The organism is Streptomyces sp. LARHCF249, assembly GCF_052871255.1.
In genome coordinates this window covers 57915-79742 of record NZ_JBIXJQ010000011.1, presented here as the reverse complement: position 1 = coordinate 79742, position 21828 = coordinate 57915, and the positions used below count along the sequence as shown (strand labels likewise).

The following is a 21828-nucleotide window of genomic DNA, read 5'->3' as shown; positions in this document are numbered from 1 at the left end:
CGGCTCTACAGCGAGCCGTGGAAGGTGCGGTTCAGCACGTCCAGCTGCTGGTCCCGCGTGAGGCGGACGAAGTTCACCGCGTAGCCGCTGACCCGGATGGTCAGCTGCGGGTAGTTCTCCGGGCGCTCCATCGCGTCCATGAGCGTGTCGCGGCTGAGTACGTTCACGTTCATGTGGAAGCCGTCGACCGCCGTGTACCCGTCGAGGACGCCCGCCAGGTTCCTGATCCGCTCCTCGGGAGTGCGGCCGAGCCCGTCGGGGGTGACGGTGCTGGTCAGCGAGATGCCGTCCTCGGCGTCCTCGTAGGGCAGCTTCGCGACCGACAGCGCCGAGGTGACGTAGCCGTGGGTGTCGCGGCCGTTCATCGGGTTGGCGCCCGGGGAGAACGGCTCGCCCGCCCGGCGTCCGTCCGGCGTGTTGCCGGTCTTCTTGCCGTAGACGACGTTCGAGGTGATCGTCAGCACGGACTGGGTGTGCTCGGCACCCCGGTACGTCTCGTACCCCCGCACCTTCTTCATGAACTCCCCGACGAGCCACACGGCGATGTCGTCGACCCGGTCGTCGTTGTTCCCGTACGCCGGGTACTCGCCCTCGATGGTGTAGTCGGTGGCGAGGCCCGTCTCGTCGCGCACCGCAGTGACCTTGGCGTGCTTGATGGCGGACAGCGAGTCGGCGGCAACCGACAGGCCGGCGATGCCGCAGGCCATGGTGCGGCGCACGTCGCGGTCGTGCAGGGCCATCTCGATGCGCTCGTAGGCGTACCGGTCGTGCATGTAGTGGATGACGTTCAGGGCGTGGACGTAGATCTGGGCGAGCCATTCCATCTGCGCGTCGAGCTTGGCCATGACCTGCTCGTAGTCCAGCACCTCGGAGGTGAGGGCGCCGGTCTCGGGGCCGACCTGGGCGCCGGACTCCTCGTCGCGGCCGCCGTTGATCGCGTAGAGGAGGGTCTTGGCGAGGTTCACGCGGGCGCCGAAGAACTGCATCTGCTTGCCGACCGGCATCGCCGACACGCAGCACGCGATGGCGGTGTCGTCGCCGAAGCGCGGGCGCATCAGCTCGTCGGACTCGTACTGCACCGAGGAGGTGTCGATCGAGACGCGGGCGCAGAACTCCTTGAAGCCCTGCGGCAGCTGCGGCGACCAGAAGACGGTCATGTTCGGCTCGGGGGCCGGGCCGAGGTTGTAGAGGGTCTGGAGGTAGCGGAAGGAGGTCTTGGTGACCAGCGGACGGCGGTCCTCGCCCATCCCGGCGATCGACTCGGTGACCCAGGTCGGGTCGCCGGAGAACAGCTCGTCGTACTCGGGGGTGCGCAGGAAGCGGACGATGCGGAGCTTGATGACGAAGTCGTCGACCAGCTCCTGGGCCTGCTCCTCCGTGAGCAGCCCGGCCTCGATGTCGCGCTGGAGGTAGACGTCGATGAAGGTGGAGGTGCGGCCCAGCGACATGGCCGCGCCGTTCTGCTCCTTCACGGCGGCCAGGTAGGCGAAGTACAGCCACTGGATGGCCTCGCGGCCGGTGGCGGCCGGGCGGGAGATGTCGCAGCCGTAGGCGGCGGCCATCGCCTTGAGCTCGGCGAGGGCGCGGATCTGCTCGGCGAGCTCCTCCCGCAGCCGGATCGTCTCCTCCAGCGAGCGGTTGCCGGCCGGGAGGGCGTTCAGCTCTTCCTTCTCCTCCTTCTTGAAGGCGATGAGGCGGTCCACGCCGTACAGGGCCACGCGGCGGTAGTCGCCGATGATGCGGCCGCGGCCGTACGCGTCCGGCAGGCCGGTCACGATGCCGGCCTTGCGGGCGGCGCGGATCTCGGGGGTGTAGGCGTCGAACACACCGGCGTTGTGGGTCTTGCGGTACTCGGTGAAGACCTTCTCCAGGTCCCCGGAGACCGGGTAGCCGTAGGTCTCCAGGGCGCCGGCGACCATGCGCCAGCCGCCGTACGGCATGATCGCGCGCTTGAGCGGGGCGTCGGTCTGGAGGCCGAGGATCAGGTCCTTGTCGCGGTCGATGTAGCCGGGGGCGTGCGCGTTGATCGAGGACGGGATGTCGTGGGCGACGTCGTAGACGCCCTTCTCGCGCTCTTCCGGGAACTTGTCCGTGATCGCCTCCCACACGGCGGTGGTGCGTTCGGTGGGGCCGGCGAGGAAGGCGGCGTCGCCCTCGTACGGTGTGTAGTTCTGCTGGATGAAGTCGCGGACGTCGATGGCGTCACGCCACAGGCCGCCCTTGAAGCCGTTCCGGGCCCCGCCGTTCTCCGTGGTCTCCGCAGGGGTGGCAGTCATCGCCCGCACCTTCTTCCGTCGCCTCGTTGCCTGCATCCATTGCACGCCTTTTGATCGATCATTTGGCGGCGCGTTGGTCCCGACCTGGAGCCCGAAGGTCCCGCGACCTCCGCCCGCCCGACCCCCGACCCCCGCCTGACCTGGGCTTTCGCAGGGGGCCGAAGGTCCCCCGCAGGGTCTAGCTCGGGGCTTCGGCGCCGCGGCGGGCGTAGAACCACCAGGCCACGACCACGCAGGAGGCGTAGAAGCCCACGAAGCCCCACATCGCGCTGGTCACGGCGAAGTTGGCGAACATCGCCGGGATGAAGAAGAACCCGTAGGCGGCGATGGCGGCCGTGAACCCGGTCACCGCGCCCGACTCGATCTCCGCCTGCTTCAGCGCGGCCGCGTACTGCGGGGTGCCCTCCGTCAGGCCCTTCAGGTGCTGTCCCCGGAAGATGACGGGGATCTGGCGGAAGGTCGACCCGTTGCCGATGCCCGAGAAGAAGAAGGCCGACAGGAAGCAGAGGAAGAACCCCTGGAAGGAACCGCGGTCGGAACCGGCGGGCAGGAAGGTGATCACGCCGATGATCGAGGCGCCCATGCCCAGGAAGGACAGGATCGTCACCCGGGCACCGCCCATCTTGTCGGCGATCCAGCCGCCCGCCCAGCGGGCCAGCGCGCCCAGCGCCGGGCCCATCCAGGCGTAGGCGGCCACCGAGTACGCGGGGAAGGTGGTCTTGATCAGCAGCGGCAGCGCCGCCGCGAAGCCGATGAAGGAGCCGAAGGTTCCGACGTAGAGCCAGGTCATCAGCCAGTTGTGCTTGCGCTTGAAGATGATCTTCTGCTGGCTGAAGGGGGTGGAGGCCGCCTTCAGGTCGTTCTGGCCGAACCAGGCCGCCGCGGCGAGGACGATCAGCACCGGAACCCACACGAAGGCCGCGTTCTGGAGGTAGATCTCCGAGCCGTTCGCCTTCTTCTGGCCCGCGCCGATCGCCAGGACGGACGAGGTGATCAGGATCGGGGTCAGCAGCTGGACCACGGACACGCCCAGGTTGCCCAGACCGCCGTTGATCCCCGTCGCGTTGCCCTTCTCCTGCTTCGGGTAGAAGAAGCCGATGTTGGCCAGCGAGGAGGAGAAGTTCGCGCCGCCGATGCCGCACAGCGCGGCGATCGCGATCATCGTGCCGTACGAGGTCGACGGGTCCTGCACCGCGAAGCCCAGCCACAGCAGCGGCACGATCAGCACGACCGTGGACAGGGCGGTGAAGCGGCGCTGGCCGATCATCGGGCCGATGAAGGTGTAGAGGACGCGCGCCGTGCCGCCGGTGATGCCCGGGACCGCCGTCAGCCAGAACAGCTGGGACTGTGAGAAGCCGAAGCCGACGTCCTTCAGATTGATCGCCGTGATGCTCCACACCTGCCAGACCACGAAGGCCACCAGCAGGGCCGGCACCGCGATCCACAGGTTGCGGGTCGCGACCTTCTTCCCGGTGCTCCGCCAGAAGGACGGGTCCTGCGGCGTCCAGTCGGTGATGGTGCGGCCCGGACGGTACTGCGCTGGATCGGCAGCCGGCTGCGCCCGTACCGCGTCCTTCGTGGCGGAACTCATGGTGTGTCCTCAGAGGTCGAGGGGTGTCCTTGCCTCTCCAGATTCCGTGTCCGCGGGCGCCCCGCGGCAGAGGAGAACGCACTGTGGGCGACGGGACAAGGTCCCGCCGCCCACAGTGCGTTGGTCACCGTCCGGGCCGCGTGGCCCGGCCGGTGCCGGAGCGGTGCGCGACCGCCCGGGGGCACCCGGACGGTGAGGGCCGCGCGTCTGGCCTGCCGAAGCCGCGCGCATCTGGTCTGCTGGCCGGTATGGCGTACTCCCCCATGACCGCGCGCAGCCGCGACGAGCACCACCGTGCGGCCACCCCGCTGGAGCTGTTCTTCGACCTCTGCTTCGTCGTCGCGATCGCGCAGGCCGGTGCCCGGCTGGTGCACGCGCTGGCCGAGGGCCATCCCGGCACCGGGGTGATCGGCTACTTCTTCGTCTTCTTCGGTGTGTGGTGGGCGTGGATGAACTTCACGTGGTTCGCCTCCGCCTACGACGTCGACGACGTGCCGTACCGGATCGCGACGCTCGTCCAGATCGCGGGCGTACTCGTCTACGCGGCGGGCGTGAGCCGGGCGTTCGACGACAACGACTGGACGGTGGCCGTCATCGGCTACCTCATCATGCGGGTGGCGCTCACCGCCCAGTGGCTGCGGGCCGCCGCCGGGGAGCGCGGGGCGGCGCGCACGGCCGCGCTGAAGTACGCGGCGGGGCTGGTGGTCTGCCAGGCCGCCTGGGTGGCGCTGCTGTTCGCCCCGGACGGCTGGAAGCGGTGGCTCTTCCTGGCCGTGGCAGCCGCTGAGCTGCTGGTCCCGGTGATCGCCGAGCGGGGCCACCAGACGCCGTGGCACGCGCACCACATCGTGGAGCGGTACGGCCTGTTCACCATCATCGTGCTGGGCGAGACGATCGCCGCGAGCACGGTGGCGGTGAAGTCGGCCCTCGACGAGCACGAGGCGCTGGACCAGCTGCTGCCGATCGCCGGCGGCGGGCTGCTGATCGTGTTCGCGGCGTGGTGGATCTACTTCGCGGTGCCGATGCACGAGCGGCTGACCTCCAACCGCGAGGCCATCCCGTGGGGATACGGCCACCTGCTGATCTTCGCCTCCGGCGCGGCGATCGGGGCGGGCATCGAGGTCGCCGTGGAGCACGCGGTCGGCAAGGCGCACATCTCCCAGCTGGCCGCGAACGCCTCCGTCATGGTCCCGTCGGCGCTCTTCCTGCTGATGGTGTGGCTCCTGCACTCCCGCCACTTCAAGCGCGGCCCCGCGCAGCAGCTCACGCTGCCGCTCTCCGCCGTGGCCATCCTGGCCTGCACCTGGACCGGTACGTACGCGGTGCTGTACGCGGGCCTGGTCGCGGCGGCCACGGTCGCCGTCGGCCTGACCCTGTCCACGCGCACCCCCCGCTGACCGGGGAGGCCCGCTCCTGGGCAGCGGCGCCGGGCCGGGCCGTCACTCCCGCAGCCCCGGCGGCGTTGGGCAGGGCATGACGCTCCCCGCACAACGCCCCGGCCAGGCACCCGGCCGGGAACTGGCCGAGCCGGGCTTCTGGCAGGCACCCCCCGCCCACCGCCTGGAGGCATTCGCCCGGCTCCGGGCGCAGGAATCCCCCGTCTTCGTGCCGGAAGGGCCCGGGCACGGGCACTGGGCCCTCGTCCGGCACGCCCAGGTGCAAGAGGCCAGCCGGCTGCACAAGGTCTTCGCCAGCGCCCCCGGCGTGACCACGCCCGAGCCCGCCCGCTGGGTCCGCGCCCTGTTCGGGGACTCGATGGTCAATCTGGACGGCCCCGACCACGCCCAGCTCCGCAAGATCGTGCAACGGGCGTTCACGCCCCGGCTGCTGGCGGCGGCCGAGGCCGACATCCACGCCGTGGCCACCCGCATCGTGGACGACGTACTGGCCGAGGAGCCCGACGAGTTCGTCTCGGCGGTGGCCTCCCGCCTGCCCCTGGAGGTCATCTGCAACATGATGGGCATCCCGGAGCACTACCGCCCCGAGATCGCCGACCGCGTCAACCACGCCTCCGAGAACATCGGCGTGGAGCGCGGTCTCGCCACCCGCCTGCGGATGCCCGGCCGCGGCCTGCGGGCGCTGGCCCGGATGCAGCGGATGGTGGCCGGCATCGGGCGGGAGCGGCGCAAGAACCCCACCGCCGACCTGATCTCGGCGCTGGTCTGCGCGAACGTCGACGGCCAGGCCCTCGGCGCCCGCCAGCTCGGCGCTTTTTTCTCGCTCCTGATGGTCGCCGGGGTGGAGACCACCCGCAACGCGATCACGCACGGGCTCACCCTGCTGACCGACAACCCCGGCCAACGCGACCTGCTGCTCTCGGACTTCGAGAAGTACGCCGACGGCGCGGTGGACGAGATGATCCGCCACTCGACGCCGATCATCCAGTTCCGCCGGACGGTCGCCTCCGAACACACCCTGGGCGGGCACTTGTTCCGCCCGGGCGACAAGGTGGTCCTGTACTACGCCTCCGCCAACCGCGACGAGGCGGTCTTCCCCGACCCCGACGCCTTCGACATCACCCGCTCGCCCAATCCCCACCTGGGATTCGGCGGCGGCGGACCGCACTTCTGCCTGGGCGCGCACCTGGCCCGGGTGGAGATGAAGGCGCTCTTCGGCGAACTGCTCACCCGGCCGGTCGGGCTGCGCGCGGTGGGCCTTCCCGATCTGGCGGGGTCGAACTTCGACAACCGGGTCCGCTCGCTCAAGTTCACCTTCGAACGGCCCTGAGGCCGGGACCGGGACCGGCCACCGGGCAGGCTGGGAGCCCGGCGGCCGGAGCCGTGGTGGCGGCGCGGCCCGGTGCGCGGCTACTTCTTCAGGCGCCGCACGGTCAGCACGCAGTGGGCGCTGCCGGTGAGCACCGCCTCGTCCCCCGCGAACGCCTGGAGGGTCTCCGCGTCGACCGGCTTGCCGGGAACCGCCTCGGGCCAGGCGCGCGTGGCGAACAGGAAGTACGCCTGCCCGCTCTCGTCCGCCGCGGCGACCCACTCGTCGGGGGCGGTGCACTTGGCGTTCATCCCGGGCAGCGTGAGCGCGATCTGGTTGCCCTCCAGCAGGATCTGCACGGGGAAGGCGGCCGGGTTGCGGGTGCCGTCCATGACGACGTCGCCGATGGGCAGGCCGATCTCCTCCAGCAGCCCGCGGGCCGCCGCCTCGCCGGCCTCCCGGCCGCCCGGGCCGTCGCCGAGGGTGTAGGCGAGGAGGTACGGGATGTCGTGGGCCTCGGAGGGGTCGCCGATCCAGGCGAGCACCGAAAGGGTGCCGAGCTGGGACCGGTCGATTTCGGCTTGAGTAGAAGTCATGCGCCGCACCCTAGTGGTCTGCCGCCCGGGCCTTTCACGGCCTTTCACCCGCGCGGGCTAGACGGCCCAGAATCCCCCTCCGGAATTCGCCTGGATGTTCGCGTCCTGGTACTGGAGCCGCTCAATGCGAGCGTTTTCCGGGATTTCGAACACCACCCATCCCTCCGCCCGCTCACCGACCGCGAGGGAATCGAAGACGAGGGGTTTGCCGGTGGTCAGTTCACCGGTGGGCACCACCGGGTGGCGCTGCCCCGCGCTGTCGTGCGCCCACATGCGTCCGAGCGCCCCGTACGAGGCCCCGCCGACGTTGACGAACGACATCGAGGCGGCCACCCAGCGCTTGCCGGCGGGCGGGGCGAAGTTCTTCTCCACGCTGACCGCGGGGTCCACGTACGCGCTCAGCACCGCCTCCAGGTGCCGGCCGACCTGCTGGCCGTGCACCCGTACGGCTTCACCCACACGGGCATCCTTCGCACCGGTCCGCGCGCTCGCCCCCTCGGCGGCCGGCAGCCCGTCGTCCACCACGACGGCGGGCGCCGCGGCGGGGGCGACGGCGGCCCCCTCGGGCGCGCTCTGGCAGGCCGTGGCGCCGACCACCAGCAGCGGGAGGAGGACGACGGCGCACCGCGGGAAGCGGAAGGCGGAACGGAAACGGACGGGGGCGGCGGACTGGCGCATGCGGGGATCCCTCCGGGGACGTATTTCGGTCAGTCTCACGCGCCCGAGCGGGGAATTGCACACACCGACACGAGTACGCCCGGCGGGCGTGTGCGGCGAGTTGCCCGCCGACTGCCAGCACAATTCGTTCCGACGGAATCCCGCCACCCGCATCCACCCGGAGGAACGATGGGTATTCACGGAACCCGCATCGCCCTGGCAGCCCTGTCGGCACTGGCCGCCACGGCGGTTTTCACCGCACCCGCCGGTGCCACTTCTTTCGACCAGGGAATTTCCGTACAGCCGTACGGTCATATCTCCGAGGACGGAAAGGTCACCCTTTCCGGCACCTACCACTGCTCGAGCCCGTCACCCGTGGGGGCGAAGCTCCAGATCGCGGCGGCCGTCGTCCAGGACGGCACGCGGGTCGCCTTCGGCGGCGGCGAGGCGCGGTGCGACGGACGGGAGCACGAGTGGGAGGCGACCGGCACGCTCCAGTTCACGCCGGCCGTCCACCCGGGCCCGGCGCTCGCCGAGGCCCAGCTCAACGAGATCCACTTCTCGGGGCTGATGCCGCGCTCCATCGAGACGGTCGCGGAGGACCGCCAGGAGATCCGGCTGACCGTCCGCCACTAGGCGGCCGCTCCGACCGAGGCGTGCCCGGCCGGTAGCCGCCGCTACCGGCACTCGGGCGCGACGTCCGTCATCGACATGAACGCCACCGACTGGCACCCGGGGTCCGCGTGCGGCCGCCCCGTCGTCCAGTCCACGACCGTCGGTACTCCGGCGGCCAGCAGGAGCAGGGCCAGGATGCCCGTCGCGGCGCCTTTGCTCAGCCTGCGCACAGCACGATCCGTTCCATACCGCGCATCATCGCCCCGCCCCGGGCCGTCCACAACTCGGGGTGACGGCCCGGTCACCCCGCGCTCCGGGGGCTGCCGGCGGCGTCGAACTCGCACCAGACGGCCTTGCCCTCGCCCCGGGACTCCACGCCCCAGTGCGTCGCCAGCGCGTCCACCAGGAGCAGCCCGCGCCCCGTGGTGGCCGCCTCGCCCGGGGTGCGCCGGCGCGGCCACACGCTGGAGCGGTCCTTGACCCACAGCCGGATCCGCCGGACCGGCTCGGGCAGTACCTCCATCGTCAGCACCGCCCCGCCGTCGGTGTGCAGCAGGGCGTTGACCAGCAGTTCCCCGGCGGCCAGTTCCACGTCGTCGGCGAGGTCCGGCATGCCCCAGTCGCGCAGCGCCTGGCGCAGGGCGTAGCGGGCCTCCGAGAGCCCCTCCGGGTCCGCCTGGTGGATGTACTGGTGGATGCGCGGGGCGCGGTGGGTGCCCGGGTCGGGCGCCCGGCGCAGCACCAGCAGGGCCACGTCGTCCCCGGAGCCCCAGCGCTCCCAGAGCCGGTCCGAGAGGTGGTCGGCGAGGGCCCCGGCCTCCTGCGGGCCGCTGCGGACCGCGTGGGCGAGCGCGTCCATGCCCTGGGTGATGGCGGTGCCCGGCTCCTCCACCAGGCCGTCCGTGCACAGGACGAGCGTCTCCCCGGGCACCAGGTCGAGACGGGTCTCGGGGAACTCCTCCTGTTCGAAGACGGAGGCCAGCCCGAGCGGCAGGCCGCCGCGCACGTTGGGCCAGCCCGTCCTTCCGTCCGTGTGCCGGATCAGCGGACCGAGGTGGCCCGCGCGCACGGCCCGCACCCCGCCCGTCTCCAGGTCCACCTGCGCGTACATGCAGGTCGCGAAGCGCTCGGTGTCCAGTTCGGCGAGGAAGCGCGAGGCCCGCGCCAGCACGGTGGACGGCGGATGCCCCTCGCCCGCGTACGCCCGCAGCGCGATGCGCAGCTGGCCCATGATCGCCGCCGCGTGCGTGTCGTGGCCCTGTACGTCGCCCACCACGATGCCGACCCGGTCGCGGGGCAGCGCGATGACGTCGTACCAGTCCCCGCCGACCTCCCGCCCGCTCCAGGCGGAGTGGTAGCGGACCGCGATCTCCCCGCCGGTGATCTCCGGGATCCGCCGGGGCAGCATGGCGGCCTGCAGGCCCGTGGCGAACTCCCGCTCCTGGTCGAAGAGGAGCGCGCGCTGGAGGGACTGGGCCACGATGCCCGCGAGCCCAAGGCAGAGGTTGCGCTCCTCCGGGCTGAACTCGCTGCGGCGCCGGTAGAAGAGGACCAGGCCGCCGATGGCCTGGGCCTGCGCGATCAGCGGCAGATAGGCGGCCGCGTCGAACCGGATCCGGCTCAGGTAGTCGCGGAGCAGCGGGAACTCCTCACCGAGCGCGGTGAGCGAGGTGACGAAACGTGCCTGCCTGCTGAGCACCGCCTGGGACAGCGGCAGCGAACCGTCCAGCCGGGTGAACCGCCGCTCGCTGAGGATCTCCAGGGTCTCCCCGCTCAGCGCGATGATCTTCATGGTGCCGCCCTCGACCAGCCCCAGGGCCAGCCCGTCCGCGCCGAGCCGCTCCAGCGCGCCCGCCCCGGTCAGCGTGGCCGTGACGTCGTCGACCGTCACCGCCCGCGAGAGCGCCTCCGTGGTCCGCTGGACGATCGTCGTCTGCTGGGCCCGGGCCGTCTCCAGCTTGCGCAGCATCGTGGCCTGGGCGAGCTCCGCCGTCGCGTCCCGGACGATCCCCACGATCCGCCGCGGCTGCCCGTCCCCGTCCCGCAGCACCCGGCCCTGGGTGTGCGTCCACTGGTCGCGGCCGTCGCGCCGCTTCACCGTGAAGTAGGCCCCGTACGACTCGGCGCCGCCCTCCAGGACCCCCCTGACGGTCTCGGCCAGCCGGGCGCCGTCCTCCGGCGTGATCCGCAGCCCGAGCCCCTCCGGGGTGCCGTCGAACCCCTCCGGCTCCAGGTCGAAGACCGACATCCCGGCCTCGTCCAGGGCGAGCGAGCCGGCCTTCAGGTCCCACTCGAAACTGCCCATGCCGTTCAGCGCGAGCCGTTCCCCCGGCCCGGTCTCGGGAGTCTTCCGGTCCTGCTCGGGACGGTCGCGCTCCGCCGCTGCCACGAGACACACACCACCTAACGGCCGGGCCAGCACGGCTGGGAGATCAGCCGCTCCCACTCCTCGTCAGGATGCCCCGGAAGGGTGCGCCCGGCCTCCCGCCAGCGCTTGACGAGGGAGAGGTAGATCGGCGGCTGGACGGAGTGGGACCCCGTCGCGTACGGGCCGCGGTCGTACCCGGGGGGCCGGGCCGTCGCGGGCTGTTCGCTGCGGCTGCCGGGAATCCGTACCCAGCCACGGCCCTGTGCTCGCTCCGCGCTCATCGCGGACCCCTCTCACCGCCGGTCTCACTGCGGATCACACCGCAGCTACGTCTTGGCATGCCCGGCTGCGGCCCGGGAACACCGGGCCCCACCGGTGGAGCCCGGCAGCGGGCCCCGCGCGCCGAGCCGTTCGCGGACCCCTCTCACCAGTCTCCCCGCCGTGAAGCCCGCACCGTGCACGAATCGCATGGAAGGGCCGAATGAGGGAGCCGTCAGCAGCCCCGCGAAGAACAGGCCGGGCCACGAGGACTCGAAGCCCGGGCTCAGCTCCGGCGTCCCGCTGTCGCACACGGTCTCCAGCGCGGCCCGCAGCCCCGCGTCGAGCAGTTCCAGGCGGGCCAGGTCCGGGGTGAACCCGGTGGCCGCGATGACGTGCGCGGTGTCCAGGACCACGGACTCGCCGGCCCTGGTGGTCAGCCCCAGCCGGGTCCGCTCGCCCACGGCGACCGCCCGGTGCAGCTGGTGCCCGAGCAGGGCGGGGACGCGCCGCTCGAAGCGGTCCCGCAGCCACCAGGCGCCGGCCGGGCCCAGCGCCGTCGCCGCGATCCGCGCCCGGGTGGCGGCGGGCAGCCGCCGCACCGCCCAGGGCAGCTCCGACCACACCCAGCTGCGCCAGCCGGTGCCGAGCCCGCTGTGCGGATCGCGCAGGGCGCGCAGCGCGGGGCGGCTCAGGGGCTGCGGCACCGCGTTCCAGTTCAGCTGCGAGCGCCGGGCGACCAGGCACGGCCGGGCGCCCTGCTCGGCCAGCAGGGCGGCGGTCTCCAGGGCCGCCTGCCCGGCTCCGAGCACGGCGACCTCGAGGCCGGCGAAGCGGCTCAGGTCCCGGTGGCCGCTGCTGTGCGAGTAGTGGCCCGGGGGCAGCTCGCGCAGCGCCGGGGGGTGGTGGGCGAACGGCATCACCCCGACCGCGAGGGCGACCGTACGGGTCAGGACCGGCGGTCCCTCGGCGGTGCGGACGCGGAAGCCGTCACCCTGCGGGGTCACCTCCGTGACGGTCACCTCCTCCACCTCGGGCGCGGCATGGCGGGCGAACCACATCCCGTACGAGCTGAACGTGCCGATCGGCAGCGGAGTGCCGTGTTCCGCGACCAGTCCCCGGGTGGCGCAGTAGTCGGCCAGGGTGTGCCGGCCGTCGGGCGCGGACAGGTTGGAGGACCAGGGCTCCGACTTCAGGTACATGCCCTCGGGCATGTGGTCGCGCCAGGAGGCCATCGGCCGCCCCAGCAGCCGTACGTCGAGCCCCGCACCCGCCGCGTGCGCGGCGATCGACAGCCCGTACGGGCCCGCGCCGACCACCACGAGATCCTCCATCCGGCTCACGGCCGTCCTTCCACTGTCGTGCTCAACGGGTCACCAGCTCGTCCGGCGCCGGTGCCTCCGGCGGCGCGGGCCGGGAGGCGGATCCGCCCGCGGCGGGCGGCTGTTCGCGCCCCCGCTGGCGGGGCGCCCGGACGGTCGCGCGGACGGTGCGCCGCCCCCGCGGAGCGGGGACGCCCCGCAGCGCGCGGGCGCCCTTGCCGCATCCTCGTCCGAGGAAGGCGAGGAGCATCGCCAGGAACGGCAGCAGGTCGTCGACGGCGAACCAGGCGGCCTCCACCCGGCCCCGGCCCCTCGCCGCCGGCCGCCCGGGCCGGCCCGCCGTCACCGTCCCCGGCGCCGTCGCCCGCTCCGGGCCGGCCCGCCGGACGGCGGCCGCCTGCGGGCCCCGGTCCGCGGCGCCGCCCACCCGGTCGGCCGCCGCCGGACCCGCGGAGGCCACCGCCCGCACCGCCCCGAGGCGGCCCCGCACCGCGGCCAGCAGCGCGTAGTTCTCGGCGACGAACACCCGGCCCGGACCGCCGGCGGGCTCCGGAACCCGCTGGCCCGTCAGATCCAGGTACATCGCCTGTACGACGTCCAGCCCGGCCGCGTCCGTGAACAGCCGGAACTGCGCGCCCGGACGCGGGTTGAAGTCCACCAGCCGGAAGGTGCCCCGCTCGTCCCGGCGGAAGTCCAGGTCCAGGATCCCCTGGTAGCCGAGGCGTTCGGCGAGCCGCAGCCCCGCCTCCTCCACCTCGGGGTCCGGCAGCCAGCGGCCCACCGCCGTCAGCCCCGTCCGCACCGGCCACGACAGCTCCTTGCGGCCCGATCCCGCCAGCAGCGGACGCCCGCCCCGGGCGAAGGCCCCGTGGAAGAACCAGTCGGTGTCCGGCCCGCCCGGCAGGAACCGCTGCAGCAGCAGCCGGCTGCCGGCCTCGGCGGAGCGCTCGTACAGCCGCCGCGCCTCGGCGACGGTGTGCACCAGCGTGGTGCTGCGCAGCCCGTCGGCCGCGGCCGGCAGCAGCCAGGGCCTGCTCCACTTGGCCACCACCGGCAGGCCCAGCCGCCACGCGGCCCGCGCCGCCTCGCCGCCGCTCGCCGGGATGACCGTCTCCGGGTGCGGGACGTCCCAGCGCGCGCAGAGCCGCGACAGCTCGGCCTTGTCGGCCACCCGGGCGGGCAGGTTGTCGGGCTGATGGGGAATCCGGAAACGGTCCGTCAGCATCGGCGCGACCCGCGACACCGTGATCGCGCTCAGATCGTCCATGGCGACCAGCACCGCCGGCCGGCCGATCCGCTCCGACACCCCGGTCAGACACTCGAGCAGCGTCTCCGGCGCCTCGGGGTCCACCCCGCCCACCGGCCCGTCGTGCACGGCCCGCAGATAGCGCGAACGTCCCATGGGACCTCCCCCGGCCTCGACGACGGCATGGACCTCCACGCCCCGGCGGCCAAGGGATCTGACGGCGCCGAGGGTTCCGTGGTGGAACGGATTGCGATCGAGTCTGAGCAGAACGGCGGGCACATGGCTGAGAAACGCGTGCATGACAGCGGTGTCTTTCACCTAGTCGGACCAAGCGGGGAGGATGCGCAGCTGCGAATGGCCTACGGGGCGGTCACCGGACAGGGCATTCGTCAGATCTGATGCCTAACGTCTTTGGCAAGCACACCGATTCAGGAAAGCTCGGGAGACGCCATGCCCAGACCACGCCGCCGACTGGCGAGCACCTGCATCGGTACGGTCGCGGCCGGACTGCTCGCCACCGGGGCCGCGCTCGCGGACCCCGCGAAGGAACGGTCCCAGGGCTCGGACATCGCCATGGGCGCCTATCTCGACTACGGGCCGCCCGGCGTGGCCCGGATCCCGTACCTGTCGCGCTGGCTCGGCGGCAAGCAGATCCGGGTCGGGCACACCTACCTGCCCGGCGACCAGTGGGCGGGCATCGAGGGCAACGTCGGCTTCCTGGAGGACTGGGCCCGTTGGCGCCGGGCCGCGGACGACCGGATGTTCGTCCTCAACGTCCCCATGCAGGAGCGCAACGAGGGCCGGGTGCCCGACTACCGGGTGGCACAGCTGATCAGGGCGGGCGCGCAGGGCCGGTTCGACCGGCACTTCGAGCGGCTCGCCGAGCGGCTGGTGGCGCTGGGCGTGCCGGACACGGTCATCGTGCTCGGCTGGGAGATGAACGGAATCACCTACACCCACCGCTGCGGGCCGGACCCGCAGAACTGGAAGGTGTACTGGAAGCGCGTCGTCACCGCGATGCGGTCCGTGCCCGGACAGAAGTTCAAGTTCGACTTCGCGCCCAACAGGGGCAAGGACGCGATCGGCTGGACGAAGTGCTACCCGGGCGACGACTTCGTCGACATCATCGGAATGGACTCCTACGACCAGGGTCCCGGCGAGAACTTCGACGACCAGATCACCCAGCCCTACGGGCTCCAGAAGCACGTCGACTTCGCGAAGGCACACGGCAAGCAGATCTCGTACCCGGAGTGGGGGCTGTTCCGGCGCGGGGACAATCCGGAGTACGTGCGGCGCATGCTGAAGTGGATCGAGCAGCACAAGCCGCTCTACCACACCATCACCGACTACTGCCCGCACGGCGTGTGGCAGTGCAAGCAGAACCCGCAGTCCTCGAAGGTCTTCCGCGAGGCGCTGCGTCCGGAGGTTCCCGGCCCGGTCGTCCCGACCCCGGTGGTGCCCACGCCCGTGGTCCCGACCCCGGTGGTCCCGACGCCGGTGGTCCCGACCCCGGTGGTCCCGACGCCTGTCGTACCCTCGCCGCTCGTCCCGACGCCGGCCGTGCCGACCCCGGCCGTCCCGACACCGGACCTCCCGACCCCGCAGGTCCCGACCCCGGCCGTCCCGACACCGGACCTCCCGACCCCGCAGGTCCCGACCCCGGCCGTGCCGACCCCGACCCCGACCCCGACCCCCGTGGACCCGACTCCCGCCGTGCCCACGCCCGAGGTCCCCACGCCCCTCCCGAGCCCCTCCGAGGCCCCGACGCCCGAGGTCCCCAAGCCCTCGCCCGTGATCCCGGCCCCGGTGACCCCGAGCCCTGCCGTCCCCACGCCCGAGGTCACGCCCCCGGTGACCCCGAGCCCGCTGGTCCCGACCCCCGGGGTGCCCGAGCCGACGCCCGTGCCCTCGCCGGCCGTGCCGACGCCGCAGGTCCCCACACCCTCCGAAGCCCCGATCCCGACCGCGCCGGCCCCCACCCCCGTGCCGTCGCCCGAGCCCACGCCCTCCCGACCGACGCCGCAGCCGCTGCCGGAACCGGCGAAGCCGCCGGTCAACAGCAAGGAGTGGTGCGTACCGCTCAACTTCGGCGAGTGGCTCTCCAAGCTGGTCGGCAAGCAGTCGGTCTGCGTCAAGGTCGACATGGGCGAGGGCTCCGGCTTCTGGCCCTTCTAGACCGGTCATCGCACCCGCAGTTCGTTGAGCCGCGCCCGCCAGTCCCTGGCGGCCGGCAGCGCCTCCCGCAGCGCGTCCACCGCCCGCTCGCGCCCCGTCACCTGCGACTCGTGCAGCCGCAGCAGGGGCGCGAGCGCGCTGGTCGCCAGCAGGAACCGCTGGTTGACCACGGTCTCGGGCCGCCAGTGGTTCTTGTACGGCTCGTTGCCGCGCAGGAAGCTCACCACCGGGCGGCCGTCGGCGAGCGCCCGCCCGGCGTCGTGGCGCAGCAGCAGCGTCGCCACGTCCACCTTGCGCGCGCGCAGGTCCGGATCGGCGCCGTACAGGTAGCCGCCGCTCAGCCCGGCCGACAGCAGCGTGACGTTGGCCGCCACCACCTTGCCGTCCAGCCGGAACTCCGTCAGCCGGGCCTCCCCGGCACGCACCATCCGGCGGGTGGCCCGGGTCAGGTGCTCGGCGAACCGGGGCCTGAGGTGCTCGGGGGTCACCCCGCGGCCGCGCCACTGCTTCTCGTGGAGCCGCAGCAGGGTCCGTACGGCACGCGGCACTTCCTGCTCGCCGGCCTCGCGCTCCTCGATCCCGGCCGCGTCGGTCTTGCGGAGCTTGGCCCGGACCCGCTGGCCACCGGAGGCCGGCATCCGCTTGACCAGCTCGTCGAACGGCAGCGCGGGCAGCTCCATGCACGTGGAGTCGCGGAGCCGGGCGCCGACCCCGGGCCAGTACTTGTACAGCGCCTCGGCCGCGGCCCCGGGGCGGACCTCGCGCAGGTCGACCACCGCGCCCCGGGCCGCCCGGTGCAGCCCGCGGGCCAGCGCCGGGACGACCTGGTCGGCGTGCTCGGCGGACACGAGCACGTCGAAGTAGTCGGTGATGGGACCGCCGAGCGGCACCAGCAGCGGCAGCGGCCGGTGTACGAGCATCAGCGCGGCCGCGCCGACCAGTTCCCCGCCGCGCCGCACGAGGACGATCCGGAGCCGGCCGTCCTTCCCGTACGACAGCCACCAGGAGTGCAGCCAGGCGTGGCTCTGGAACGGGGTCGCGGTGGGACAGGCACGGACGAGCCGGTTCCACGGCTCCTCCAGCGCGGCGAACTGCCGGGGGTCGCGGCACAGCGTGACCGACAGGGCCGCGGCGGGGCCCGAACTCATCGGACGGACTCCTTCTCCTTGGTCTCGGCGTGCTCACCCTGCGCGGGGAGCGATGCGTACTCCTCGACGGCCGGGTGCTCCACGGACACCCGCGGCCGCGCGTGCACCGGCTCCTGCTCCTGCTCCTGCTCCTTGCGCCGGGCGGGCCGGGCCAGCAGCCACAGTCCGCCCAGGAGACCGCCGGCGCACATCCCGACGGCGCCGCCGAGGGCGGCGGACGGGGAGGCCGGGTCTGTGGGAGCGACGGCCTGGTTGAACAGCAGCAGCTGCACGCCCGTGTTCTTCGCGGCCTGATTGCTGCTCAGGGACAGCGCGTCGGCGACGGCGTTGGCGATGTCGGCGGCCTCTGCCGGGCTCTTGGAGGTACCGGTGATCGCGATCATCGGGGACTCGGGCGAGGTCTCGGCCCGCACCTGGGTCCGCAGCTGGCGCGCGCCGATGCCCGCGCGGGGCTGGGCGTAGGCGAGCGTGGAGCTGCTGGTGGCGATACGGGCGTAGGCCTGGGCGAAGCCGAGGGCGGTGGCCGGCTCCGTGGTGTCGTCCGGCACGGCGACGACGTAGCTGGTGGCGGCGTACTCGGGGGCCTTGAGCACCCCGTACGCCCCACCCGCGGCCAGCCCCAGCAGGGCGCACGCGGGCAAGGGCCACCAGACGGGGGGCGGCAGCAGCCGCGGCCGCAGCCGCAGCCGCCGCTTCCCGGACCGGTGGTCGGACTTCTTCTCGGACTTCTTCCCGGGCTTCGCCTCGGGCTTCGTCTCGGACTTGTTCTCTGACGTGTTCTCGGGCTTCTTCTTGTCGGCGCTGTCGGCCATGGGTCTGCTCACTTCCTGAAGGGTGAAGGGGGGTTCGTTCCTGCCACGTCGGCGTTTGCGGCGCTGGGGGCACCCCCAGCGGCGGCTGGGGGAGGGTCTGGGGGCAGCGCCCCCGGCGAGGGCGCCGCCCCCGCACGCGGACCCGCCCGCCCCGGCGCAGCCGGCACGGCAGCCGACAGCGCGAGGTCGTACACGTCCAGCAGCTGCCGCGCGCTGCGGGCGATGTCGTAGCGGCGGACCACCGGCGGCGGCGGCAGCCGCCGGGAACCCGCCTCCATGTGCCCGCGCAGGGCCGCGATCAGCTCGTCCGTGCCGGTACCGATGCGCCGCGCGCCGGGGGCCTGCGCGGCGGGCAGGTCGTCGATGGCCGGACAGGTGACGTGCAGCACCGGCAGCCCCGCGGCCAGCGCCTCGACCACGGCCAGCCCGAAGGCCTCCTCCCGCGAGGGCGAGACGAAGACGTCCATGGCGGCCAGCAGCGCCGGGATCCCCGGGGTGCGGCCGTCGGCGCTGTCGCCCAGCGGGTCCCGCTCCCCCAGCAGGTGGATCCGGCTCTGCGCGCCCAGCTCGGCGGCGAGCAGCCGCAGCGCCGCGCGCTCGGGCCCGTCCCCGGCCAGCAGCAGGTGCGCCCCGGGCAGCGCGGCCACGGCCCGCACCAGGACGTCGAACCGCTTGCCCGGCACCAGCCGGCCGACCCCGCCGACGACGAAGGCGCGCTCCGGCAGCCCGGTCCGGGCCCGGGTGGAGCGCCGTACGCCCTCGTCGAAGCGGAAGCGGATGGACTCGATCCCGTTCGGTACGACGTGCACCCGTGCGGCCGGCACCCCCCACCCCTCCAGCCGGGCGGCCACGGTGTCCGAGACCGCCACGGTCGCGGCGCCCAGCCGCTCGCTGGCCAGGTACAGGGCGCGCACCCCGCCGGACAGCGGCCGCCCCTCGATCTCGGCCTCGCCGAGGGAGTGCTCGGTGGCCACGGTCGCCCCGGCGCCCGCGATCCGGGCCGCGAGGCGCCCGTACACGCAGGCCCGGTACAGATGGGTGTGGACGAGGTCGTACCGGCCGCGCCGGATGAACTTCACCAGCCTCGGCATCGCCCCCAGGTCCCGGTTGCCCCGCATCCCGAGGTGCACCACCCGGATCCCGTCGGCGCGCAGCCCCTCGGCCACCGGCCCCGGGTTGGTCAGCGTCAGGACGTCGCAGCGCATCGGCATGTGCCGCAGCAGCAGCCGCAGTTGCTGCTCGGCGCCGCCGACCCCGAGCCCGGTGATGATGTGCAGGGCCTTCACGGGAGGACCACCCGCCGCAGCTCCCGCACCTGGTGGCGCACCTGCTTGATCCGCAGCCGCGCGCCGCCGTCGGCCTGGCTGACGTGCGTACGGGGCAGGGCGTGCGGGCCTTCGAGCCGTCCGGGGTCGATGGCGCACGCGTACCCGTACCCGGCGGCCCGGGTGGCGGCGACGACCCGGGCGTCGAGGTGTCCGTACGGGTAGCAGAACCCCTCGGGCAGCGTCCCGGTCAGCTCGCGCAGCAGGTCGCGGCTGCCCCGCAGCTCCTGCTGGAGCACGTCGTCCGTGGCCGCGGTGAGGTCCTGGTGGAGCAGTCCGTGCGAGCCGATCTCCTGCCCGGCCTCGGCGACTTCGCGGATGCCCTCGGCGGTGAGCAGGGACTTGCGCGGACCCAGCGGGTCCCACACGTTGTCCACGCCGAGCCGCCCGGGCAGCACGAAGAGGGTGGCGGTGCAGCCGTGGCGGCGCAGCAGCGGGAGGGCGTGGGTCAGGAAGTCGGTGTAGCCGTCGTCGAAGGTCAGCCCGACCAGCCCGGCCGCGCGTCCGGCCGACCGGGCCCGGAGCAGTTCGCCGACCGACACCCCGCGCAGCCCGCGCGAGCGCAGCCACAGCAGCTGGCCCTCCAGGGCGCGGGGGGTGACGGTGATCCCGTACGGGTCCTCCGCGGGGTCGGTGAACTCGGCGACCGAGTGGTACATCAGGACCCACGGCGATGCGGTCCGGCGGGTGGGGACCACCACGGCGGCGGGCGCCGTGTCGGTGTCAGCGGACATTGCGGAACCTCTGCGTGAACTGGGAGGTGAACCGGCCGATCTGACCGGGGAGGGCGGTGACTTCGAGGGCCCGTATGGCGGTGCCGGTGGCTCCGAACATGGCCGGGACCAGCAGGCAGCCGAGGGCGGCGCTGAGCATCGGGTCGGGGATCATGGGCCCGGCGATCCAGCCCGTGGCGCAGGCGGCGGCCGCGGACACCGCGAGCCGCCCGATGCTGACCGCGACCCGCCGGACCTGGATGGGGACGATCCGGGAGCCCAGGCCGGTGAGCAGCAGGACGGCGGTGGTGGTGATGCCGGCCGCGTTGGCGGCGGCGATGCCGTAGGTGCCCCACCAGCCGACGGCGAGGGCTCCGGCCACGATGTTGACGAGCAGTCCGGCGCCCATCGCGAGCGCCGGGAACCAGGTGGGCCGGGCGGTCGAGAAGAAGGGCCGGGACAGTGCCCCGACGAGGCAGTGGCCGAGGAGTCCGAATCCGTAGACCCGCATGACGGAGGCGGTGGCGAGGGTGTCCTGGTGGGTGAAGGCACCGCGCTCGAAGAGGACCTGGATGATCTGGGGCGCGTAGCCGATGACGAGGGCGGTGCCCATGAGGACGGCGAGGCAGGCCAGCGCCAGGTCCTGCTCGACGCGCCGCCGGGCCTTCTCCCGCTCCCCGCCGGCCATGGCCTGGGCGACGACGGGGAAGGTGACGGTGCAGATCATCAGGGAGAGCACCATCGGCATCTGCGCGACCTTCTGCGCGTAGTTGAGGTGCGAGATGGCGCCCGGCGGGAGGGATGCGGCGAGGAACCGCTCGACGAGCACCTGCGACTGCCGGAACACGGCGAAGAAGATCACCGGGGCGATGACCCCGAAAGCGATGAGGGTGGGCCGGTCGCGGTCGCGCTGGCAGCGGGGGGCGCCCTTGGCCCGCGACGGTCCGAAGCCCACGTTCCGGACGAACGCGGGCAGTTGGACGAGGACCATCAGCAGTCCGCCGGCTGCGACACCGACGGCCGCCGCCCGCACCCCCCACAGGGCGTGCAGCGCGAACATGGTGCCGATGATGCCGACGTTGTACGAGACGTAGATCGCGGCGGGCGGCACGAAGGACCGGTGCGCGCGCAGGGCCGCGCTGAAGTATCCGGCGATGCCGAAGGAGACGACGGTCAGGGCCGTCAGCCGGGTGCACTGGACGGCGAGTTCCGGATCGGGCAGGCCGGGCGCGAGTACGGCGACGACCAGTGGTGCGGCCACGATGAGCACGGAGGCCACGGCGGCCAGCAACACGGCCAGCCGCGGCAGCGTCGCCCCCACGAGCAGCCGTACGGGGTCCTGCGCGCGGGCCTCCTTGCGGGTGAGACCGGCCCGGCTGGCCGCCCGCCGGGCCAGGGCGTGGCTGAAGGCGGGCACCATCAGCAGGGCCATGGCGTCCTCGATGAGCAGCGTCGAGGCCATCTCGGGCACGGTCCAGGCGATCAGGAAGGAGTCGCTGTCGTGCCCGGCCCCGAAGAGGTGCGCGATGGTCTGGTCCCGCACCAGGCCGAACACCGCCCCGGCGGCGGTCAGCCCGGCGGTGACGGCGGCGGCCTTGGCCAGGAACCGCCCGAGCGGCGCCGGTCCGTTCCCACTCGCGGCGGGCGTTCCGCCGGGCGCAGCCGGGCCACCGGCGGCGTACGCCGCCACCCGCACCCGCCGGCCGGCGGCACCGGGCACCGCCCCGGCGACGAACCCGCGGTCCCTGGCCACACCACCGCGGCCCGCCGAGGAATCCGCCGAACCCGCTGTCCGGCCGGCCAGCACGGGACCCCGAAGCAACCCGCTGCCGGGATCCGGCACGAAGCCGGGCTCGGCCCCGATCGGGGAGCCCGGCAGGACCGGACCCCGGAGCGGCTCGAGGGCGGGGTCCGGCAGGGAGCCGGGGTCGGCCACGACGGGCTCCCGGAACGGGCCCGGCGAGGCGGCGGGGGCCGGCGTCGGCGTGGCCGTGTCCGGGCCGTCCGGGACACGGGCGGG

Annotated in this window: 19 protein-coding genes; 5 read left to right on the top strand and 14 right to left on the bottom strand. The window is 73.3% G+C overall.

What is annotated here, in order from left to right; genetic code table 11:
* Positions 1–5 precede the first annotated feature (5 nt).
* Together pflB and ACIPUC_RS28505 are read right to left on the bottom strand one after the other, a co-directional pair.
* Positions 6–2276 carry a formate C-acetyltransferase gene (gene pflB, locus ACIPUC_RS28510; RefSeq protein WP_446593174.1) on the bottom strand — a complete coding sequence of 757 codons (2271 nt, stop codon included), beginning with the start codon at positions 2274–2276 and terminating at the stop codon, positions 6–8.
* A gap of 178 nt (positions 2277–2454) precedes the next feature.
* Positions 2455–3867: an MFS transporter gene (locus ACIPUC_RS28505; protein WP_446593172.1), complete on the bottom strand. Its 1413-nt coding sequence runs from the start codon at positions 3865–3867 to the stop codon at positions 2455–2457.
* 248 nt (positions 3868–4115) lie between these two features.
* On the opposite strand from ACIPUC_RS28505, the gene ACIPUC_RS28500 reads away from it, so the two are divergent.
* Together ACIPUC_RS28500 and ACIPUC_RS28495 are read left to right on the top strand one after the other, a co-directional pair.
* Positions 4116–5264: a low temperature requirement protein A gene (locus ACIPUC_RS28500; RefSeq protein WP_446593171.1), complete on the top strand. Its 1149-nt coding sequence runs from the start codon at positions 4116–4118 to the stop codon at positions 5262–5264.
* A 76-nt stretch (positions 5265–5340) separates the two neighbouring features.
* Positions 5341–6594: a cytochrome P450 gene (locus tag ACIPUC_RS28495; protein WP_446593170.1), complete on the top strand. Its 1254-nt coding sequence runs from the start codon at positions 5341–5343 to the stop codon at positions 6592–6594.
* Between the two features lie 80 nt (positions 6595–6674).
* On the opposite strand, the gene ACIPUC_RS28490 is transcribed toward ACIPUC_RS28495, so the two are convergent.
* On the bottom strand, positions 6675–7169 hold the full coding sequence (locus ACIPUC_RS28490) for a DUF5949 family protein (RefSeq protein ID WP_446593169.1): 495 nt from the start codon (positions 7167–7169) through the stop codon (positions 6675–6677).
* A gap of 57 nt (positions 7170–7226) precedes the next feature.
* The gene (locus tag ACIPUC_RS28485) at positions 7227–7847 is read right to left on the bottom strand and encodes a DUF4352 domain-containing protein (protein WP_446593168.1); all 621 of its coding nucleotides are present in this window, start codon (positions 7845–7847) and stop codon (positions 7227–7229) included.
* 168 nt (positions 7848–8015) lie between these two features.
* Between ACIPUC_RS28485 and ACIPUC_RS28480 the strand changes: the two genes are divergently transcribed.
* A complete protein-coding gene (locus ACIPUC_RS28480) occupies positions 8016–8462 on the top strand; it encodes a DUF6299 family protein (protein ID WP_446593167.1) in 447 nt (148 codons plus the stop codon).
* A gap of 41 nt (positions 8463–8503) precedes the next feature.
* Here the strand turns inward: ACIPUC_RS28480 and ACIPUC_RS28475 are convergent, their stop codons facing one another.
* The 5 genes from ACIPUC_RS28475 to ACIPUC_RS28455 all read right to left on the bottom strand — a co-directional run bounded on the left by ACIPUC_RS28475 (position 8504) and on the right by ACIPUC_RS28455 (position 13791).
* A complete protein-coding gene (locus ACIPUC_RS28475) occupies positions 8504–8671 on the bottom strand; it encodes a hypothetical protein (protein WP_362594444.1) in 168 nt (55 codons plus the stop codon).
* A 71-nt stretch (positions 8672–8742) separates the two neighbouring features.
* Complete coding sequence (locus ACIPUC_RS28470; RefSeq protein ID WP_446593165.1) at positions 8743–10830, bottom strand: SpoIIE family protein phosphatase; 2088 nt, start codon at positions 10828–10830, stop codon at positions 8743–8745.
* A gap of 14 nt (positions 10831–10844) precedes the next feature.
* Positions 10845–11090, bottom strand: a complete 246-nt coding sequence (locus ACIPUC_RS28465; protein ID WP_446593164.1) for a hypothetical protein — start codon at positions 11088–11090, stop codon at positions 10845–10847.
* A gap of 45 nt (positions 11091–11135) precedes the next feature.
* Entirely contained in the window at positions 11136–12401 is a 1266-nt protein-coding gene (locus tag ACIPUC_RS28460) for an NAD(P)-binding domain-containing protein (RefSeq protein ID WP_446593379.1), read from the bottom strand.
* A 31-nt stretch (positions 12402–12432) separates the two neighbouring features.
* Positions 12433–13791: a carboxylate--amine ligase gene (locus ACIPUC_RS28455; RefSeq protein WP_446593163.1), complete on the bottom strand. Its 1359-nt coding sequence runs from the start codon at positions 13789–13791 to the stop codon at positions 12433–12435.
* Positions 13792–13818: 27 nt separating this feature from the next.
* On the opposite strand from ACIPUC_RS28455, the gene ACIPUC_RS28450 reads away from it, so the two are divergent.
* Both ACIPUC_RS28450 and ACIPUC_RS28445 read left to right on the top strand, forming a co-directional pair.
* Positions 13819–14034: a hypothetical protein gene (locus ACIPUC_RS28450; RefSeq protein WP_446593162.1), complete on the top strand. Its 216-nt coding sequence runs from the start codon at positions 13819–13821 to the stop codon at positions 14032–14034.
* Positions 14035–14085: 51 nt separating this feature from the next.
* A complete protein-coding gene (locus ACIPUC_RS28445) occupies positions 14086–15810 on the top strand; it encodes a glycosyl hydrolase (RefSeq protein ID WP_446593160.1) in 1725 nt (574 codons plus the stop codon).
* Positions 15811–15815: 5 nt separating this feature from the next.
* Here ACIPUC_RS28445 and ACIPUC_RS28440 read toward each other — a convergent pair whose 3' ends face one another.
* From ACIPUC_RS28440 to murJ, 5 genes are read right to left on the bottom strand one after another with little or no spacing between them, the layout of a single operon-like run.
* Complete coding sequence (locus ACIPUC_RS28440) at positions 15816–16958, bottom strand: GNAT family N-acetyltransferase (RefSeq protein ID WP_446593159.1); 1143 nt, start codon at positions 16956–16958, stop codon at positions 15816–15818.
* Positions 16955–17782: a lipopolysaccharide biosynthesis protein gene (locus tag ACIPUC_RS28435; protein ID WP_446593157.1), complete on the bottom strand. Its 828-nt coding sequence runs from the start codon at positions 17780–17782 to the stop codon at positions 16955–16957. Before ACIPUC_RS28435 ends, ACIPUC_RS28440 begins: the two co-directional genes overlap by 4 nt.
* Complete coding sequence (locus tag ACIPUC_RS28430; RefSeq protein WP_446593156.1) at positions 17779–19056, bottom strand: glycosyltransferase; 1278 nt, start codon at positions 19054–19056, stop codon at positions 17779–17781. The genes ACIPUC_RS28435 and ACIPUC_RS28430 overlap by 4 nt, the downstream gene beginning before the upstream one ends.
* The gene (locus ACIPUC_RS28425; protein ID WP_446593154.1) at positions 19053–19829 is read right to left on the bottom strand and encodes a polysaccharide deacetylase family protein; all 777 of its coding nucleotides are present in this window, start codon (positions 19827–19829) and stop codon (positions 19053–19055) included. Before ACIPUC_RS28425 ends, ACIPUC_RS28430 begins: the two co-directional genes overlap by 4 nt.
* Positions 19819–21528 carry a murein biosynthesis integral membrane protein MurJ gene (murJ, locus tag ACIPUC_RS28420; protein WP_446593378.1) on the bottom strand — a complete coding sequence of 570 codons (1710 nt, stop codon included), beginning with the start codon at positions 21526–21528 and terminating at the stop codon, positions 19819–19821. Before murJ ends, ACIPUC_RS28425 begins: the two co-directional genes overlap by 11 nt.
* Between the last annotated feature and the right edge of the window lie 300 nt (positions 21529–21828).

What these genes read in the sequence shown, in the direction of transcription:
- ACIPUC_RS28425 (WP_446593154.1), bottom strand. Translation starts at nt 19,829, where the DNA reads ATGTCCGCTGACACCGACACGGCGCCCGCCGCCGTGGTGGTCCCCACC.
- ACIPUC_RS28490 (WP_446593169.1), bottom strand. Translation starts at nt 7,169, where the DNA reads ATGACTTCTACTCAAGCCGAAATCGACCGGTCCCAGCTCGGCACCCTT.
- ACIPUC_RS28480 (WP_446593167.1), top strand. Translation starts at nt 8,016, where the DNA reads ATGGGTATTCACGGAACCCGCATCGCCCTGGCAGCCCTGTCGGCACTG.
- ACIPUC_RS28460 (WP_446593379.1), bottom strand. Translation starts at nt 12,401, where the DNA reads ATGGAGGATCTCGTGGTGGTCGGCGCGGGCCCGTACGGGCTGTCGATC.
- pflB (WP_446593174.1), bottom strand. Translation starts at nt 2,276, where the DNA reads ATGACTGCCACCCCTGCGGAGACCACGGAGAACGGCGGGGCCCGGAAC.
- ACIPUC_RS28485 (WP_446593168.1), bottom strand. Translation starts at nt 7,847, where the DNA reads ATGCGCCAGTCCGCCGCCCCCGTCCGTTTCCGTTCCGCCTTCCGCTTC.
- ACIPUC_RS28450 (WP_446593162.1), top strand. Translation starts at nt 13,819, where the DNA reads ATGGACCTCCACGCCCCGGCGGCCAAGGGATCTGACGGCGCCGAGGGT.
- ACIPUC_RS28495 (WP_446593170.1), top strand. Translation starts at nt 5,341, where the DNA reads ATGACGCTCCCCGCACAACGCCCCGGCCAGGCACCCGGCCGGGAACTG.
- ACIPUC_RS28445 (WP_446593160.1), top strand. Translation starts at nt 14,086, where the DNA reads ATGCCCAGACCACGCCGCCGACTGGCGAGCACCTGCATCGGTACGGTC.
- ACIPUC_RS28440 (WP_446593159.1), bottom strand. Translation starts at nt 16,958, where the DNA reads ATGAGTTCGGGCCCCGCCGCGGCCCTGTCGGTCACGCTGTGCCGCGAC.
- ACIPUC_RS28455 (WP_446593163.1), bottom strand. Translation starts at nt 13,791, where the DNA reads ATGGGACGTTCGCGCTATCTGCGGGCCGTGCACGACGGGCCGGTGGGC.
- ACIPUC_RS28500 (WP_446593171.1), top strand. Translation starts at nt 4,116, where the DNA reads ATGGCGTACTCCCCCATGACCGCGCGCAGCCGCGACGAGCACCACCGT.
- ACIPUC_RS28505 (WP_446593172.1), bottom strand. Translation starts at nt 3,867, where the DNA reads ATGAGTTCCGCCACGAAGGACGCGGTACGGGCGCAGCCGGCTGCCGAT.
- ACIPUC_RS28465 (WP_446593164.1), bottom strand. Translation starts at nt 11,090, where the DNA reads ATGAGCGCGGAGCGAGCACAGGGCCGTGGCTGGGTACGGATTCCCGGC.